The sequence below is a fragment of the Ruegeria sp. P10 genome, from assembly GCF_056534925.1.
The window spans coordinates 75874-89040 of the sequence record NZ_JBQERJ010000001.1 but is presented as its reverse complement, the minus strand read 5'-3'; the positions used below and the strand labels follow the sequence as shown (position 1 = coordinate 89040).

The 13167-nt window shown below is 58.9% G+C and carries 14 protein-coding genes; 5 read left to right on the top strand and 9 right to left on the bottom strand.

The window, feature by feature from the left end; genetic code table 11:
- Positions 1 to 70 precede the first annotated feature (70 nt).
- On the top strand, positions 71 to 904 hold the full coding sequence (locus tag ACR0FB_RS00410; protein WP_152457833.1) for a ferredoxin--NADP reductase: 834 nt from the start codon (positions 71 to 73) through the stop codon (positions 902 to 904).
- A gap of 116 nt (positions 905 to 1020) precedes the next feature.
- Positions 1021 to 1611 carry a translation initiation factor IF-3 gene (gene infC, locus ACR0FB_RS00405; RefSeq protein ID WP_480488138.1) on the top strand — a complete coding sequence of 197 codons (591 nt, stop codon included), beginning with the start codon at positions 1021 to 1023 and terminating at the stop codon, positions 1609 to 1611.
- A gap of 57 nt (positions 1612 to 1668) precedes the next feature.
- Here the strand turns inward: infC and ACR0FB_RS00400 are convergent, their stop codons facing one another.
- The 3 genes from ACR0FB_RS00400 to ACR0FB_RS00390 are packed head-to-tail and all read right to left on the bottom strand — an operon-like array spanning position 1669 to position 4223.
- Positions 1669 to 2082, bottom strand: a complete 414-nt coding sequence (locus tag ACR0FB_RS00400; protein WP_171723362.1) for a hypothetical protein — start codon at positions 2080 to 2082, stop codon at positions 1669 to 1671.
- 54 nt (positions 2083 to 2136) lie between these two features.
- Positions 2137 to 3453 (bottom strand): aspartate aminotransferase family protein, encoded by a 1317-nt coding sequence (locus ACR0FB_RS00395; RefSeq protein ID WP_480619264.1) that lies wholly within the window; start codon positions 3451 to 3453, stop codon positions 2137 to 2139.
- Entirely contained in the window at positions 3450 to 4223 is a 774-nt protein-coding gene (locus ACR0FB_RS00390) for a beta-keto acid cleavage family enzyme (protein ID WP_480619262.1), read from the bottom strand. The genes ACR0FB_RS00395 and ACR0FB_RS00390 overlap by 4 nt, the downstream gene beginning before the upstream one ends.
- 88 nt (positions 4224 to 4311) lie before the next feature.
- On the opposite strand from ACR0FB_RS00390, the gene ACR0FB_RS00385 reads away from it, so the two are divergent.
- Entirely contained in the window at positions 4312 to 5211 is a 900-nt protein-coding gene (locus ACR0FB_RS00385) for a MurR/RpiR family transcriptional regulator (RefSeq protein ID WP_209833266.1), read from the top strand.
- 65 nt (positions 5212 to 5276) lie between these two features.
- Here ACR0FB_RS00385 and ACR0FB_RS00380 read toward each other — a convergent pair whose 3' ends face one another.
- Complete coding sequence (locus ACR0FB_RS00380) at positions 5277 to 6278, bottom strand: molybdopterin-binding protein (protein ID WP_480619261.1); 1002 nt, start codon at positions 6276 to 6278, stop codon at positions 5277 to 5279.
- On the bottom strand, positions 6275 to 7243 hold the full coding sequence (locus ACR0FB_RS00375) for an XdhC family protein (RefSeq protein ID WP_480619260.1): 969 nt from the start codon (positions 7241 to 7243) through the stop codon (positions 6275 to 6277). The genes ACR0FB_RS00380 and ACR0FB_RS00375 overlap by 4 nt, the downstream gene beginning before the upstream one ends.
- A 228-nt stretch (positions 7244 to 7471) precedes the next feature.
- Here ACR0FB_RS00375 and ACR0FB_RS00370 point away from each other — a divergent pair, with 228 nt between their 5' ends.
- Positions 7472 to 7972, top strand: a complete 501-nt coding sequence (locus tag ACR0FB_RS00370) for a hypothetical protein (RefSeq protein WP_171632817.1) — start codon at positions 7472 to 7474, stop codon at positions 7970 to 7972.
- Positions 7973 to 7976: 4 nt separating this feature from the next.
- Here ACR0FB_RS00370 and ACR0FB_RS00365 read toward each other — a convergent pair whose 3' ends face one another.
- On the bottom strand, positions 7977 to 9236 hold the full coding sequence (locus ACR0FB_RS00365) for a vWA domain-containing protein (RefSeq protein ID WP_480619259.1): 1260 nt from the start codon (positions 9234 to 9236) through the stop codon (positions 7977 to 7979).
- 6 nt (positions 9237 to 9242) lie between these two features.
- A complete protein-coding gene (locus tag ACR0FB_RS00360; RefSeq protein ID WP_171632821.1) occupies positions 9243 to 10151 on the bottom strand; it encodes an AAA family ATPase in 909 nt (302 codons plus the stop codon).
- A 162-nt stretch (positions 10152 to 10313) separates the two neighbouring features.
- Here ACR0FB_RS00360 and pyrC point away from each other — a divergent pair, with 162 nt between their 5' ends.
- Positions 10314 to 11351 carry a dihydroorotase gene (gene pyrC / locus ACR0FB_RS00355; RefSeq protein WP_480619258.1) on the top strand — a complete coding sequence of 346 codons (1038 nt, stop codon included), beginning with the start codon at positions 10314 to 10316 and terminating at the stop codon, positions 11349 to 11351.
- Here the strand turns inward: pyrC and ACR0FB_RS00350 are convergent.
- Positions 11348 to 12640, bottom strand: coding sequence for an MmgE/PrpD family protein (locus ACR0FB_RS00350; protein ID WP_480619256.1), 1293 nt, complete (start codon positions 12638 to 12640; stop codon positions 11348 to 11350). The genes pyrC and ACR0FB_RS00350 overlap by 4 nt on opposite strands.
- A 37-nt stretch (positions 12641 to 12677) precedes the next feature.
- Positions 12678 to 13124, bottom strand: coding sequence for a type II toxin-antitoxin system RatA family toxin (locus ACR0FB_RS00345; protein WP_480619992.1), 447 nt, complete (start codon positions 13122 to 13124; stop codon positions 12678 to 12680).
- Positions 13125 to 13167 lie beyond the last annotated feature (43 nt).

Genomic DNA, 13167 nt, shown 5'->3' with positions numbered 1-13167 from the left:
CTGTCCCCTTTTCCTGACTTGGATCAAAGATTAAACGGAGATGTCGGTTTAGCAGACCGGCAGGTAAACGATGACAGAGATGAAGCCCGTGAGCGAAGCAACTGCCGTGAAGGCGCCGGTCCTGCCGGACGCGCAAACTGTAACCGAGGTCAAGCATTGGACCGACAGCCTGTTCTCTTTCAAGGTGACGCGCCCCGCCACGCTGCGTTTCCGCTCGGGCGAGTTCGTGATGATCGGTCTGCTGGGCGACAATGGCAAGCCATTGCTGCGCGCCTATTCAATCGCTTCGCCGTCGTGGGACGATGAGCTGGAGTTCTATTCGATCAAGGTTCAGAACGGCCCGTTGACGTCGAAGCTTCAGCACATCAAGCCCGGCGACCAGATCATCCTGCGCCCCAAGCCGGTTGGCACGTTGGTGCATGACGCCCTTCTGCCCGGCAAGCGTTTGTGGTTTTTTGCCACCGGCACCGGTTTTGCCCCGTTTGCTTCGTTGTTGCGTGAACCGCAAACATATGAAGATTATGACGAGGTGATCATCACCCATACCTGCCGCGAAGTGGCCGAGTTGGAATACGGCCGCCAATTGATCGACAGCATCCGTCAGGATGAAATGCTGGCCGAACTTATAGGCGAAGGCTTTGCAGACAAGATCCGCTATTACCCGACAACCACGCGCGAAGAGAGCCCCAAGATGGGTCGGATCACCGACCTGCTGAAGGATGGCACCGTGTTCAGCGATCTGGGCATTGAAGGCGGGATCAAACCCGAAACCGATCGCGCCATGGTCTGCGGGTCGCTGGCTTTCAACCTGGACATCAAGGAAATCCTTGAAGGTTTTGGTCTGCGCGAAGGCGCGAATTCCGAACCCAAAGAGTTTGTGATCGAAAAAGCCTTTGTCGGCTAAAGGCACCTTGCGTTCGGAGCTTTGCAGCCCCGAACGCAAAATTCAGCGGACAAAACACTGTTTTTTCGCAACTGCCGGTGTTTATGCCGCTTGAAGTGTGGCCCGGCCCGGTTTAAATTCCGGGCTCGAAATTCTGCAATTATCAAAGGAATGAACCCATAGCTCGCAGACCTCACAACGCGCCGCCACAACGAGACACCGGCCCGCGCGTCAATGATAAGATCCGTGCCCCCGAAATTCGCCTGATTGGCGCCGAAGGTGAAAATGTCGGGGTGGTTCATCCCGCCAAAGCCATGCAGATGGCCGCTGAGGCCGGTCTTGATCTGGTCGAAATTTCGCCCAATGCGAACCCACCGGTCTGCAAGATCATGGATTTCGGCAAATTCAAATATGAAACGCAAAAACGCGAAGCCGAAGCCCGCAAGAAGCAAAAGATCATCGAGGTAAAAGAGGTCAAATTCCGACCCAACACCGACACGCATGACTATGACGTCAAAATGAAGAACGTCTTCAAGTTTCTGGAAAAAGGCGACAAGGTCAAAGTTACCCTGCGTTTTCGCGGTCGCGAAATGGCACACCAGAACCTTGGCCGCGAATTGCTGCAGCGTGTCGCCGAGGACGTCAAGGACTTGGGCAAGATCGAAAACATGCCCAAGATGGAAGGCCGTCAGATGATCATGATGATCGGCCCGCTGCCGCAGAAATAATCCGGTCCAAAGATCGAAACGGTCCAAGCCCCTTCTCTTTTGAAGGGGCTTTTTCGTTCAGGGCGATCGCCTGCTGCGCAGCCAACGGGCCGCGTCCCGGAAATCGAACACCAGCGAGGTGATATCGACGATCAGAAGCACCCGGAGAAAGCAAACAAAGGCTGGGCTCAGGGGGTCTTCGGAAAACAGCAGAAGCGTCACGATGATGACCAACGGCACCCAGCACAGAATGTGTGGCAACGCCATCGCGCCGCTCATCCCGCGTGCACCCAACATGATCGGCACGTTCAGCGCCATGCCCGAAATTGCAAGCAATGCAATCAGGTGCCCCTTTGGCTGATCCAGAAATGCCAGCGGAAGCAGGTTTACCGGTACCAAAATGAACGCTACCCAGACCTGAACCCACACAGGGAGCGTTCGGAAACTGCGCCAGATATCCAGCACCATGGACGTCGCCTTTTCCAGATCCATTGCCCACGACACATAGCAAACGTGTCGCAGGCAAACAGGGTGCTCACGGTATTGTCAGAGAACGGCTGAAAAAGAGCGTTCCAGTTTGCTGACAAGTTCGCCTATCTGCTCGTCATCTATGATGAAAGGCGGCGCGAGAAGTATATGGTCTCCGTTCCGGCCATCCCGGGTGCCCGCCATGGGATAACAGATCAGGCCTTCGGCCAGCGCCGCCTTCTTTATCTTTCCGGCAATGCCCAACGATGGATCAAAGGGGGTCTTCGTCTCGCGATCCGCTACCAATTCCACACCCCGGAACAGGCCCCGGCCACGCAAATCGCCCACGTTCGGGTGCTGTCCAAACGCGGCTTCCAGTGCGGAATGCACTTTGCTGCCCATGCGTCCGGCGCGCGCCGGTAAATCACCCTCTATCAGTTCACGGACCACCGCAAGAGCCGCAGCCGTGGCGACGGGATGGCCGATATAGGTATGCCCATGTTGGAAAAACCCTGACCCATCGCGAATTGCGCCATAGATTTTACCGGTGCACAGCATCGCCCCGATTGGTTGATATCCTGCGCCCAACCCTTTGGCGATGCACAGAATATCCGGTGCAACACCGTCGTGATCGCAGGCGAACAGATGACCGGTGCGCCCCATGCCGCACATCACCTCATCCAGAATCAGCAACACGCCATATTGGTCGCAGATTTCCCGGATGCGTTTGAAATACCCCTCAACCGCCGGAACCGCGCCAAGTGTAGCACCAACAACCGGCTCGGCCATGAAGGCCATAACCGTTTCGGGACCAAGGCGCAGAATTTCCGCCTCCAGCTCATTGGCGACGCGCTGACCATAGTCAAAGCTGCTCTCACCCTCGGGCTTTTCGGCATATTCATAGCAGGTCGAGATATGGGTCATTTCGATCAGCATCGGCGCGAATTGGGCCCGTCTCCAGGCATTTCCCCCGGCAGACAAGGCCCCCAGAGTGTTGCCATGATAGCTTTGCTTGCGCGCGATCACGTGGCGGCGCTCGGGCTGCCCTATTTCCAGAAAATACTGGCGCGCCAATTTGATGGCCGCTTCGGTCGCCTCGGACCCACCCGATACGAAATACACCCGGTCCAGATCCCCCGGCGCGTGCTGGATCAGAAGATCGGCCAATGCCTCGGCCGGTTCCGAAGTCATGAACCCGGTATGGGCGAATGCGATCTGTTCCACCTGCTGTTGCACGGCCCGGATCACTGCCGCGTTGGAATGCCCCAGACAGGACACGGCCGCATCGCCGCAATCCAGATATCGCTTGCCGTCGGCATCAATTAGGTATGCGCCGTCGCCACCCGCCGCGACGGGAAGTTCAGATTTGGTGTGGCGTGGGAAAACATGACTCATGTTCCGGTCCTTCCAAGTGTTTCTACCAAAGCCGCGACCGAGGCCGCGTTGTCCGTCCAGAGCGTGCCATCCGGTGCCGTCAGGCTGTTTTCGAATCCAACACGCAAGTCACCGCCGCGCCGCGCGGTTTCGACAAGACAATCATGTTCCTGCGTCCCAAAGGCGCACACCATCCATTTGGCCGGGCTGGATGGAAACGCATCCAGATCCGCTGGCACGGATTGCTGATTCTGACTGTAGCGTCCCAACACAAGCAATCGGTCTGTTTGGTCCGGCTGGACGATACCTTTTGACTGCCAGTCTTCCAGCAGCTTCACATCTTCCAAGTCGTAGAGAATATGCTGAACCCGCGTGCCCTGAGCCGCACATAGCGCATAGACCCGAGGCGCAAGATCAAGGGCCCGCGCGATTTCCCGGACTGAGATAGAGGCCCATTCAGGCTGAACCAGTTGCAGGCATTCAAACTGCGACTGGACATCGAACACGCCCGCTGCCTCGGTGGTGATCTGAACATCCATGCCCGTCACTTCCCTTTTCAGTTCCGCGATTGTTTCGCGATACAATCCGGCATCCAGCGTGTGATGTCCGTCGGCATCCCGTACATGCAGGTGTATGCCATTTGCACCAGCCTCGTGGCAGCCCCGCGCCGTTGCGACGATCTGATCCGTCGTGACTGGCAAAGCAGGGTGATCCGCGCGGCCCCGCCGGGCCCCGTTCGGAGCAACCAGTATATATGGTTTCCCGGTGGTTTTCACTGTGCTCTTGGTCATTGCGCCCTCGTGATCGTCTGTCCTCAGCTAATGAGCCCAAGCTTCGTTTTCAATTTACCAACTAGAAAACATATGTTTTGTTTTCCGCATGACCCGCACTCTAACTGCCATCGTTACGCAATTGCGCCGCGAGATCGATGAAATGCCTGCGCAAATGCAGGTCGCTGTAAAGTATATCATCGATCATCCCGGCGAATTCGCGTTGAATTCGATCCGCACCACCACCGATCGCATCGGCATCAGCTCGAACGTTCTGATCCGGCTGGCGCAACGCATGGGGTATGACAGCTTTGACGCTTTTCGGCGCCCATTTCGAAACGCTCTGACAACCGATGGTGAGGACAGGTTTGGGCAGGATTGGCTGGAACACCTAAAGGAACAAGGGCAGTTTGGTGCGGCGCAGGCACGATTTGCGCAGAACGAAATAAATGTCGTGGCCAGATCGCTGCGCCTCATGGCCCCCCATTTGACGGAACAGGCCGTCGCACACATCAGGTCGGCGCGCCGCTGCTATGTGACGGCCACACGATCCAGCCATGCGCTGGCCTATTATTTTCACTACGCCGCACGCATGGCCCATCCCGGGCTTCAGCTGGTGCCCCGCCACATGGGTTCGGCCATCGACGATCTGGTCGAAGCCACCGCCGAGGATTGTCTGTTTGCAATCACGGTTCACCCCTATTCAGCCGACACGATTCAGGCGATGCGGTGTGCTCGGGACCGGTCGATGCGCATCGTCCTGTTGTCGGATAGCGAGGTCATCGCCCCGGGGGTTGAACCGGATGTCGTCCTGCCTGTCAGCACGCGAACCTTGCACCCGTTTTCGAGTTTTTCGGGGGCAATGGCTGTACTTGAATGCCTGCTGGGCCATTTGTTTGCCGCCGGCGGAGAGACCGCCAGAGAAAGAGTGGATGCCTATCAGAAAGCGCGGGAAGATACCGGTGCGTATTGGCGACCCGGCGTATTGCCAAAGCTCAGAAAACCATAAGCCGGTTCGGTCAAAGCCTCTGGGGTCAACCTCAGAATTCAGCCCCGCTCAGGATCAGTGGCGGATCATTCTTTTCGTTTGGCGCGCGGCTGCGGCCTGGTCGGGATTTCTTTCAGCAATCCTCCGACACCCATTCCGGCAATATCCGATCCGGTCGTTTCGACCCCGCAGGCAACCCGTGACAGAACCCAATCCGCCCCGTTCAACGCTGGAGATCGTGCACATCCGGGCAACCCGATCACCGGTCGATCCTGCATCGCACCCAGAAAAAGTAGGTTTCCCGGATCAACCGGCATTCCGAACCGATCCACCCGCCCGCCGGCAAGCCGAACAGCAGACGGGGCAACATCGTCCGGATCCGAAGTCGCGGATCCGGTCAGGATCAAGAGCAGATCACCGGTCGTTCTGGAAACCGCCTTGGCCAGCGCATCCACGCGATGCGGCACGATCTGAACATCACACAAATCCAGACCCAGGGCTTCGGTCCGTCCGCGAATGGCGGCGATCCCCTTGTCGTTGGGCGGGCCGCCGGGGATATCCGTGACGATCAAACCTGCCGTCTTGTGAACGGGTCTTGCCAGACGCACGGCCCCTTGCGCCAAATTGGCGGCCCGCCGAACATCAGCCTCTGGCACGGCATATGAGATAACCTTGATGGTGGCGACCATGCCCTTCGGGCCCATCTGCTGGTATTGCGGAACCGTCGCAACCGTGATCATCGGGTTGACCTGATTGAACATTTCCAGCGCATCCACATCCAGAACCGCCACGCCCGGCCCGTCCGCCAACAGGTTGACCCGGCCGGTGAACGCGTCTGTCACGCGCAGATTGGCCGACGCCGCATCTGGCGCAAGAGCTGCGGCCAAACGACGTGCGGCCTCGTCTTCGTGACAATCGCCGGGTTCGAGGCGCGCAACGATCACTTCGCGGATGTCCGCCTGCGTCAACTGTGCCACATGCTCTGCGCGCAGTGACAGCCCCTTGCGCAGCTTTTGACCGTCAGCCGTCACCGAATGGGCCAGAATGGCGCCTTTTGCTTCAGAGACGGGTACCGGACCAAACCTCATGCCTTGCCTCGCAGAACGGCCGTCATCTGCGCCAGAATTGCAATGGCAATCTCGGATGGACCGGCAGCCCCGATATCCAACCCGATTGGCCCATGAATCCTCGAGATTTGCTCATCACTGAAACCGGCCGCTTTCATACGCTCGACGCGTTTGGCGTGGGTACGTGTTGATCCCAAAGCACCAATGTAAAACACGCCCGCATCCAGTGCAGCTTGCAATGCCGGATCATCCAGCTTTGGATCATGCGTCAGCAGGACAATTGCGGTGCGCGCGTCCAACCCGAGTATTGCAACGGCCTCATCCGGCCAATCCGTAAGGATCGTTTCGGCCGGAAAACGGGCGCTGGATGCAAACGCGTCGCGCGGGTCTATTATGGCCGGATCATACCCGGCAATTCGCGCCATCGGCACCAGTGCCTGCGCGATATGCACCGCACCAACAACGATCAATCGCAGCGGCGGGTTGTGAACGGCCACAAAGGTCTGACCATCTTCTTCAAAACCAGACCGATCCATGCGCAGCCGTTCCGCATAGGCGTTACGACGCAAGGCTCTGTGCCCGGTATCGATATTGACTTCGTAAGCGATGGGTTCACGCGCTGCGCGGGCTGCAACCAGTTCCGCAAGCATCGGTTCGGGCAGAACCTTTCCAACGGGTTCGACAAGAACGCGAATGGTCCCGCCACAGGCCAGCCCGACCGCAAAGGCATCTTCGTCGCTCACTCCGAATTCCAGCAAGCGGGCTTCGCCTTCGTCAATGACCTCTAGCGCCTCGACGATCACCGCGCCTTCGACACAGCCGCCCGACACAGAACCCTCGATCCGGCCATCGCCGCCGATCACCAGCTGGGAACCCACCCGGCGTGGCGCGCTGCCCCAGGTTTCGACAACCGTGGCAAGCGCGGCGCCGCTGCCATTGCGGTGCCACTTCAATGCCGTTTCCGGGCTGTTGTCGAATCGTTCCATCAGGACCTCCAGACGTCGTCTGTCTCCAACATAGGCAGGATTGGCGGGATGAAAAGCGCAACGCCCCTGTCAAAACGTCTATGTTGAACCCTGCAAGCCGATGCTAAAGCCTGAACAATATTCAATAAATCATAGTATTGATTGTTACGGGCCCGGGTTTTAGCTTGTGCGGGCAGCGGGCCAGTTGCCCAAGCTGCATACCAAACACATTTTTTCGGAGACAAGCAGTTGAAACATTATCTTGCACTGGGCGCAGTGGTTGGCCTTTTGGCTTCGACCGCAGCGTGGGCTGACACATTCGAACGTTATGGAGAGGTCGAGGGCTGGAAAGTCTTCATCGACAACGAAAAGAAATCCTGCCTGATCGAGGCCGTGGACGATGCGGAAAACGTCGTTCAGATGGGCCTGACCGAAGATCGCGGCGTGGGGTATGTGGGGGTGTTCACCAAAGCCGATACCGACATCAAACGTGGCGAAACCCAAGAAGTGGCTATCCTGATTGGGGACAACATCTATCTGGGTGAAGCCACAGGTATGAAAGGCAACATCACCAAGGGCTATTCCGGTGGTTACATTCTGTCTGACAACCCGCAATTCGCGGATGATCTGGCCAAGAAGAAGGTCATGATCGTGTTCCCCGAGACATCCTATGCATTTACCGTCGATCTGACCGGCACCTACAAGGCCATGGAAATGGCCCGGAAGTGCAACGAAGAACAGTTGTCGTAACGGTCTAATCGGAAAGAGCGGCCATCAGCCGTGCTTTCTGCCCCTGGTCGTCGGGTTGTGAAATCACGGCGGCCAGGTCCTCGAGCGAGGCAATCGAGTGCCCTGCCCTGAAACTGTCGACATGGGGCAGCATGGCCGCCACACCCTGTGCCTTGGGGGCAAACCCGTCCCAGCGCAGCAGAGGGTTCAGCCAGATCAGGCGTTTGGAGGACAGGTGCAGCCGCTCGATCTCTTTCTCGAGGCTCTCCGGGTCACCCCGTTCCAAACCGTCGGTGATCAAAAGAACAACCGCACCTTGCCCCATGACACGTCTTGACCAGTCTCTGTTGAACTGATGCAGACAGTCGCCGATGCGCGTGCCCCCTTCCCAGTCCTGCGCCTCGGCCCCGGCAGCTGCAAGAGCTGCGTCAACGTCCCGCTGACGTAAGTGGCGGGTTATGTTGGTCAGGCGCGTGCCGAACGTGAAGGCATGAACCTTGGCCCAACCTGCCCCCTTGGCGTTCGAGACCGTGTGCAGGAAATGCAGGATGACACGGCTGTATTGGCTCATCGAACCCGAGATATCGCAAAGCGCAACAAGATTTGGCCATCGCGGTTTGGGTTGCAGCCGGGCGATATCACGCAATTCGCCCCCTTGCCGCATGGCTGCGCGCAAGGTGCGGGCACGGTCGATACGGTGCCCCAGATGACTGGCCTGTCCGCGGCGCGACTCAATGGGTTTGACCGGCAGGGTCATCCGCGCCAATACGCGTTTGGCTTGCGCGATTTCAGCGGTGCTCATCTGTTCGAAGTCCAGATTGCGAAGACGCTCTTCTGACGATGCCGTTTGCGTGGCGTCAACCTCGATTTCGGTTTCGCCCTCGTCTTGCGCAACCTGCTGGGGCGCGTCACGTTCGACACCCTCCAGCAGGGCCTCGGCTGCACGCTTTTCACCGGCATCCGCCTTGCGTTCCTCTTGCACGCCCCGAATGGCAGGAAGCATCATGGCCATCATGTGTTCCATGTATCGCGGGTCGCGCCAGTACATTCGGAAGACCTGCGCAAACACCGTGCGATGTTCGGGGCGGTTCACGAAACAGGCGTGCAGCGTCCAGTAGAAATCCCGTTTCTGAGTGAAACCCGCGGCTTGTACCGCGCGAATTGCATCGATCACCCGCCCCGGACCAATCGGCAGCCCCGCCTTCCGCAACGCGCGGGCAAAATGGGTGATGTTCTGCGCCAGCTTCGGGTTGTCGGGAATCTCCAGCGGGATCTGCTCGGCCATAGCGCGTCAGGCCGGCTCAAGGGTCGCTTTGGCCTCATCCAGAATGCGCTTGGCCTCGGACCCTTGCAGCTTCTGGATGTCGTCCTGATATTTCAGGATCGCCCCCAGCGTGTCACCGATCACCTCGGGGCTAAGGTTCATCACGTCCAGCGCCAGCAGACATTTGGCCCAGTCAATGGTTTCGGCCACGCCGGGTTTCTTGAACAGATCCTCGGTGCGCAGACGCTGAACGAAAGCCACGACTTCGCGGCTGAGCGCATCGGCGGCCTCGGGCGCGCGCGCGTGCAGAATTTCGATCTCGCGTTCAAAATCGGGATAATCGACCCAGTGATACAGGCAGCGACGCTTGAGGGCATCGTGCACTTCGCGAGTCCGGTTCGACGTGACAATCACAATGGGTGGTTGGGGTGCTGCAACGGTGCCCAGTTCAGGGATCGTGACCTGAAAATCACTCAGAGCTTCCAGCAGAAAGGCTTCGAACGGTTCATCGGTCCGGTCCAGTTCGTCGATCAGAAGAACCGGTGCTCCGTTTTCGTCCGGGCGCATTGCTTGCAGCAAGGGGCGTTCGATCAGGTATTCATCCGAAAACAGTTCCGCCTGCAACGCGCCCCGGTCGGCCCCGCCCGAAGCCTCGGCCGTTCGGATCGCAACCATCTGTGCCGGAAAGTTCCATTCGTAAACGGCCGAGGATGCGTCCAGACCTTCGTAGCACTGCAACCGGATCAAACGGCGGTTCAGACCGGATGCCAGCGCCTTGGCGATTTCCGTTTTGCCAACTCCGGCCTCGCCTTCCAGAAACAACGGGCGTCCAAGCTTCAGCGACAGGAACACAACCGTGGCAAGGGCCCGTCCGCAGACATAGCCCTGACGTCCCAGCATCTGCTGCACGGTATCGATGGAATTTGGCTGCGTCATGGAATTCCTCTCTACTTCGCGGACAAACAGGTCACGCAAGCGCCATTGCGTCAAGGCCCTAGCCCCTGTCAGAGCTACGACGTTCCGGTTGGTTGACAAGTTTTTTCGGCAACTCGTTCCGGGCTGGTTGGTCTTTCGGGGCAGCTATGCTAGCGGAAGGCCATGACTGATACCCTCACGATCCGCCGCCCCGACGATTGGCATCTGCATCTGCGCGATGGCGCCATGTTGCAGGCCGTTCTGCCCGAAACTGCACGTCATTTCGCCCGTGCAATCATAATGCCGAACCTCGTGCCGCCGGTCGTGCGCGGGGATCAGGCCGCCGCTTACCGCGACAGAATCCTGGCCGCCCTGCCCGACGGCATGGTGTTCGAACCACTGATGACCCTGTACCTGACCGAGGATACAGATGCGCAGGACGTCGCCGCCGCCCATGCCAGCGGGCTGATAAAAGCGGTCAAGCTGTACCCGGCAGGGGCCACGACCAATTCGGCCTCGGGCGTGCGTGACTTTGACAAAGTGCGCCCGGTTCTGGAGAAAATGGCCGAGATCGGCCTGCCCATGTGTGTCCATGGCGAAGTGACCGACCCCGAGATCGACATCTTTGACCGCGAGGCCGTGTTCATCGACCGCGTTCTGGACCCGATCCGAAAATCGACGCCGGGTCTGCGCGTGGTGATGGAACATATCACCACGTCCAATGGCGTGGACTATGTTAAAGCCAACGAAAAGGATCTGGGCGCGACGATCACCGCGCACCACCTGATCATCAACCGCAACCATATTCTGGTGGGCGGGATCAAACCGCATTACTATTGCCTTCCGGTCGCCAAGCGCGAGGAACATCGCCTGGCCCTGCTGGTTGCCGCCACCTCGGGCGACACGAGATTCTTCCTGGGCACAGACAGCGCTCCGCACACGGATGCAAACAAGGAAATGGCCTGCGGCTGCGCGGGGTGTTTCACCGCGACGAATACCATGTCTCTGGTGGCTGAGATGTTCGACCGCAAAGGTGCGCTGGACAAGCTCGAGGCGTTCGTCTCGCTCAACGGGCCGGGCTTTTACCGCCTGCCTGTGAACGAAGAGACGATTACCCTGACCAAAGGCGAGCCGGTTGCATACCCGTCAAAGATCGACACCGGCGAAGGGCCTGTCACGGTGTTCGACCCCGGTTTTCCGCTGCACTGGAGCGTGGCTTAACCCGCCATACGTTCGGCCAGATCACGGGCGCGACCACCGGTGCGCAGCATCGACCAGATCGCGTCCGCCTCATCCGATCCGATCAGCTTCGACGCTTTGACGCGCACGCGATCCTCGCGGTCAGACAGCGACATTGGGGTCATCAGGTCATGCGTCGCCTCGCGGCGGACACCGTCGCGACGCAACAAGGCCAGATGCGCCTGCGTTTCCGATAGGTTTTCATCCGCTTCGACCGTGATGCGATCTTGCAGAGACGTAATGCGCGGGTCCGCACAGATCTTGTCGGTGTAGCTGCCCGGCAAAGCCGTATCATACCCCAGCGCCTGCATCGCGATGACCGTCCGGTAAGAGAACTTGGCCCCCAGCCCGGTTGTGGGCGAAAGCTGATTGCACACACTCATCCAACGGGGATGGGTTTTGATTTTAATCTCGGCCACTTCGGGTTCCGCGATGTCCAGCGCGCGCGCCGCTTCCAACGCCGCGTGCAGGCCGTGACAACAGGCGTGGAACTTGTGGCTTACCGTTTCGAACAACCATTCATCGCCCAAACCATCCAGCGCGCTTTGATCCGCTGCACCCTGATGGGTCGCGCCAAATCCATACGTGCCTTCCAGCGCGTCGGCGTTGGGTTGAAATCCACGCTGAACAAGCACAGCCGCCTCGACCCCTGCCGAAGCGGCAAGCCCGGCATTGTAAGGCTTGCCCATTGTTCCGAACTGGGCCTTCAGCCCGGCCGCGCGCGTTGCCGTCAAACCCAATACGGATCGCATCTGAACCTTGTCGAATCCAAGCAACCGCCCCACGGCGACAGCGGCCCCGAATGCACCGGATGTCGCTGTCTGGTGAAACCCGGCCTGATAATGCCCCCTGCCCAGCCACAGGCCGACACGGATTGACGTTTCCATACCGACCAGCGCGGCTTCGAGCAGATCAACCAGAATGCGGTCATCCCACTCGGCCACGGCAAGGGCCGCAGGCAGGATGGCGACTGACGGATGCCCGATATGCGCGAAATGCGTGTCATCGTAATCCAGCGCGTGGGATATGGTTCCATTCACCAAAGCTGCGCCGCGCAATGGGGCCGCGCCCCCTCCGAACAGATGGGCCTGAGCGTTCCCGCCCTCGGCCAGAACCATATCGCGAACTATGCAGGACACCGGCTCGGACGCCCCTGCACGACCAACTGCCATCCAATCCAGAACGGATAGCGACGTGACAATCCGTGCCTGAGCCGTCGTTGAAACCTGGCCCGCCGCGAAGGTGGCCAATGCTGCTGTGAAATCCGTCATGAGCGCAGTCTAGCGTGCGCCCTTGCCGCGTAAAGGCCTAGCCGTAGAGTTCGTTCGCACGCGCCTCGAAGGCGCGGACGATCCGCTGCATGGCTTCGTTGAACACAACGCCGATGATCCCCTGAAGGATGGCGTTCTTGAATTCGAAATCCACATGGAACGAGATGTTGCAGCCCCCATCGGGCGCGTCCTCGAACTGCCAGTCGGATTTCATGTATTTGAAAGGCCCGTCCAGATACTCGGTATCGATCTTCTTCTGATCTGCAAACAGGGTCACCCGGCTGCCGAACCGTTCGCGGAATACCTTGAACGAGATGACCAGATCGGCCTCCATCACCTCGGCCTCACCAACCGCATAGGTCTTGCGGATCCGGGACGCGGCGCACCAGGGCAGAAACTTTGGGTAGTTGCCCACATCCGCAACAAGATCATACATCTGCTGGGCTGTGTATGGCAGGTGGCGGGTTTCCGAATGGATTGGCATGATGTCCGGTATTTGCAGGTGACAATGGCGCGTCATGTCGTAT

Excerpts from the sequence above, each read along its gene's own strand:
- ACR0FB_RS00380 (WP_480619261.1), bottom strand. The coding sequence starts at position 6,278 with ATGAGGTTTGGTCCGGTACCCGTCTCTGAAGCAAAAGGCGCCATTCTG.
- ACR0FB_RS00365 (WP_480619259.1), bottom strand. The coding sequence starts at position 9,236 with ATGGCCGAGCAGATCCCGCTGGAGATTCCCGACAACCCGAAGCTGGCG.
- ACR0FB_RS00395 (WP_480619264.1), bottom strand. The coding sequence starts at position 3,453 with ATGAGTCATGTTTTCCCACGCCACACCAAATCTGAACTTCCCGTCGCG.
- ACR0FB_RS00375 (WP_480619260.1), bottom strand. The coding sequence starts at position 7,243 with ATGGAACGATTCGACAACAGCCCGGAAACGGCATTGAAGTGGCACCGC.
- ACR0FB_RS00360 (WP_171632821.1), bottom strand. The coding sequence starts at position 10,151 with ATGACGCAGCCAAATTCCATCGATACCGTGCAGCAGATGCTGGGACGT.
- ACR0FB_RS00345 (WP_480619992.1), bottom strand. The coding sequence starts at position 13,124 with ATGCCAATCCATTCGGAAACCCGCCACCTGCCATACACAGCCCAGCAG.
- ACR0FB_RS00400 (WP_171723362.1), bottom strand. The coding sequence starts at position 2,082 with ATGGATCTGGAAAAGGCGACGTCCATGGTGCTGGATATCTGGCGCAGT.
- pyrC (WP_480619258.1), top strand. The coding sequence starts at position 10,314 with ATGACTGATACCCTCACGATCCGCCGCCCCGACGATTGGCATCTGCAT.
- ACR0FB_RS00350 (WP_480619256.1), bottom strand. The coding sequence starts at position 12,640 with ATGACGGATTTCACAGCAGCATTGGCCACCTTCGCGGCGGGCCAGGTT.
- ACR0FB_RS00410 (WP_152457833.1), top strand. The coding sequence starts at position 71 with ATGACAGAGATGAAGCCCGTGAGCGAAGCAACTGCCGTGAAGGCGCCG.
- ACR0FB_RS00390 (WP_480619262.1), bottom strand. The coding sequence starts at position 4,223 with ATGACCAAGAGCACAGTGAAAACCACCGGGAAACCATATATACTGGTT.
- ACR0FB_RS00385 (WP_209833266.1), top strand. The coding sequence starts at position 4,312 with ATGACCCGCACTCTAACTGCCATCGTTACGCAATTGCGCCGCGAGATC.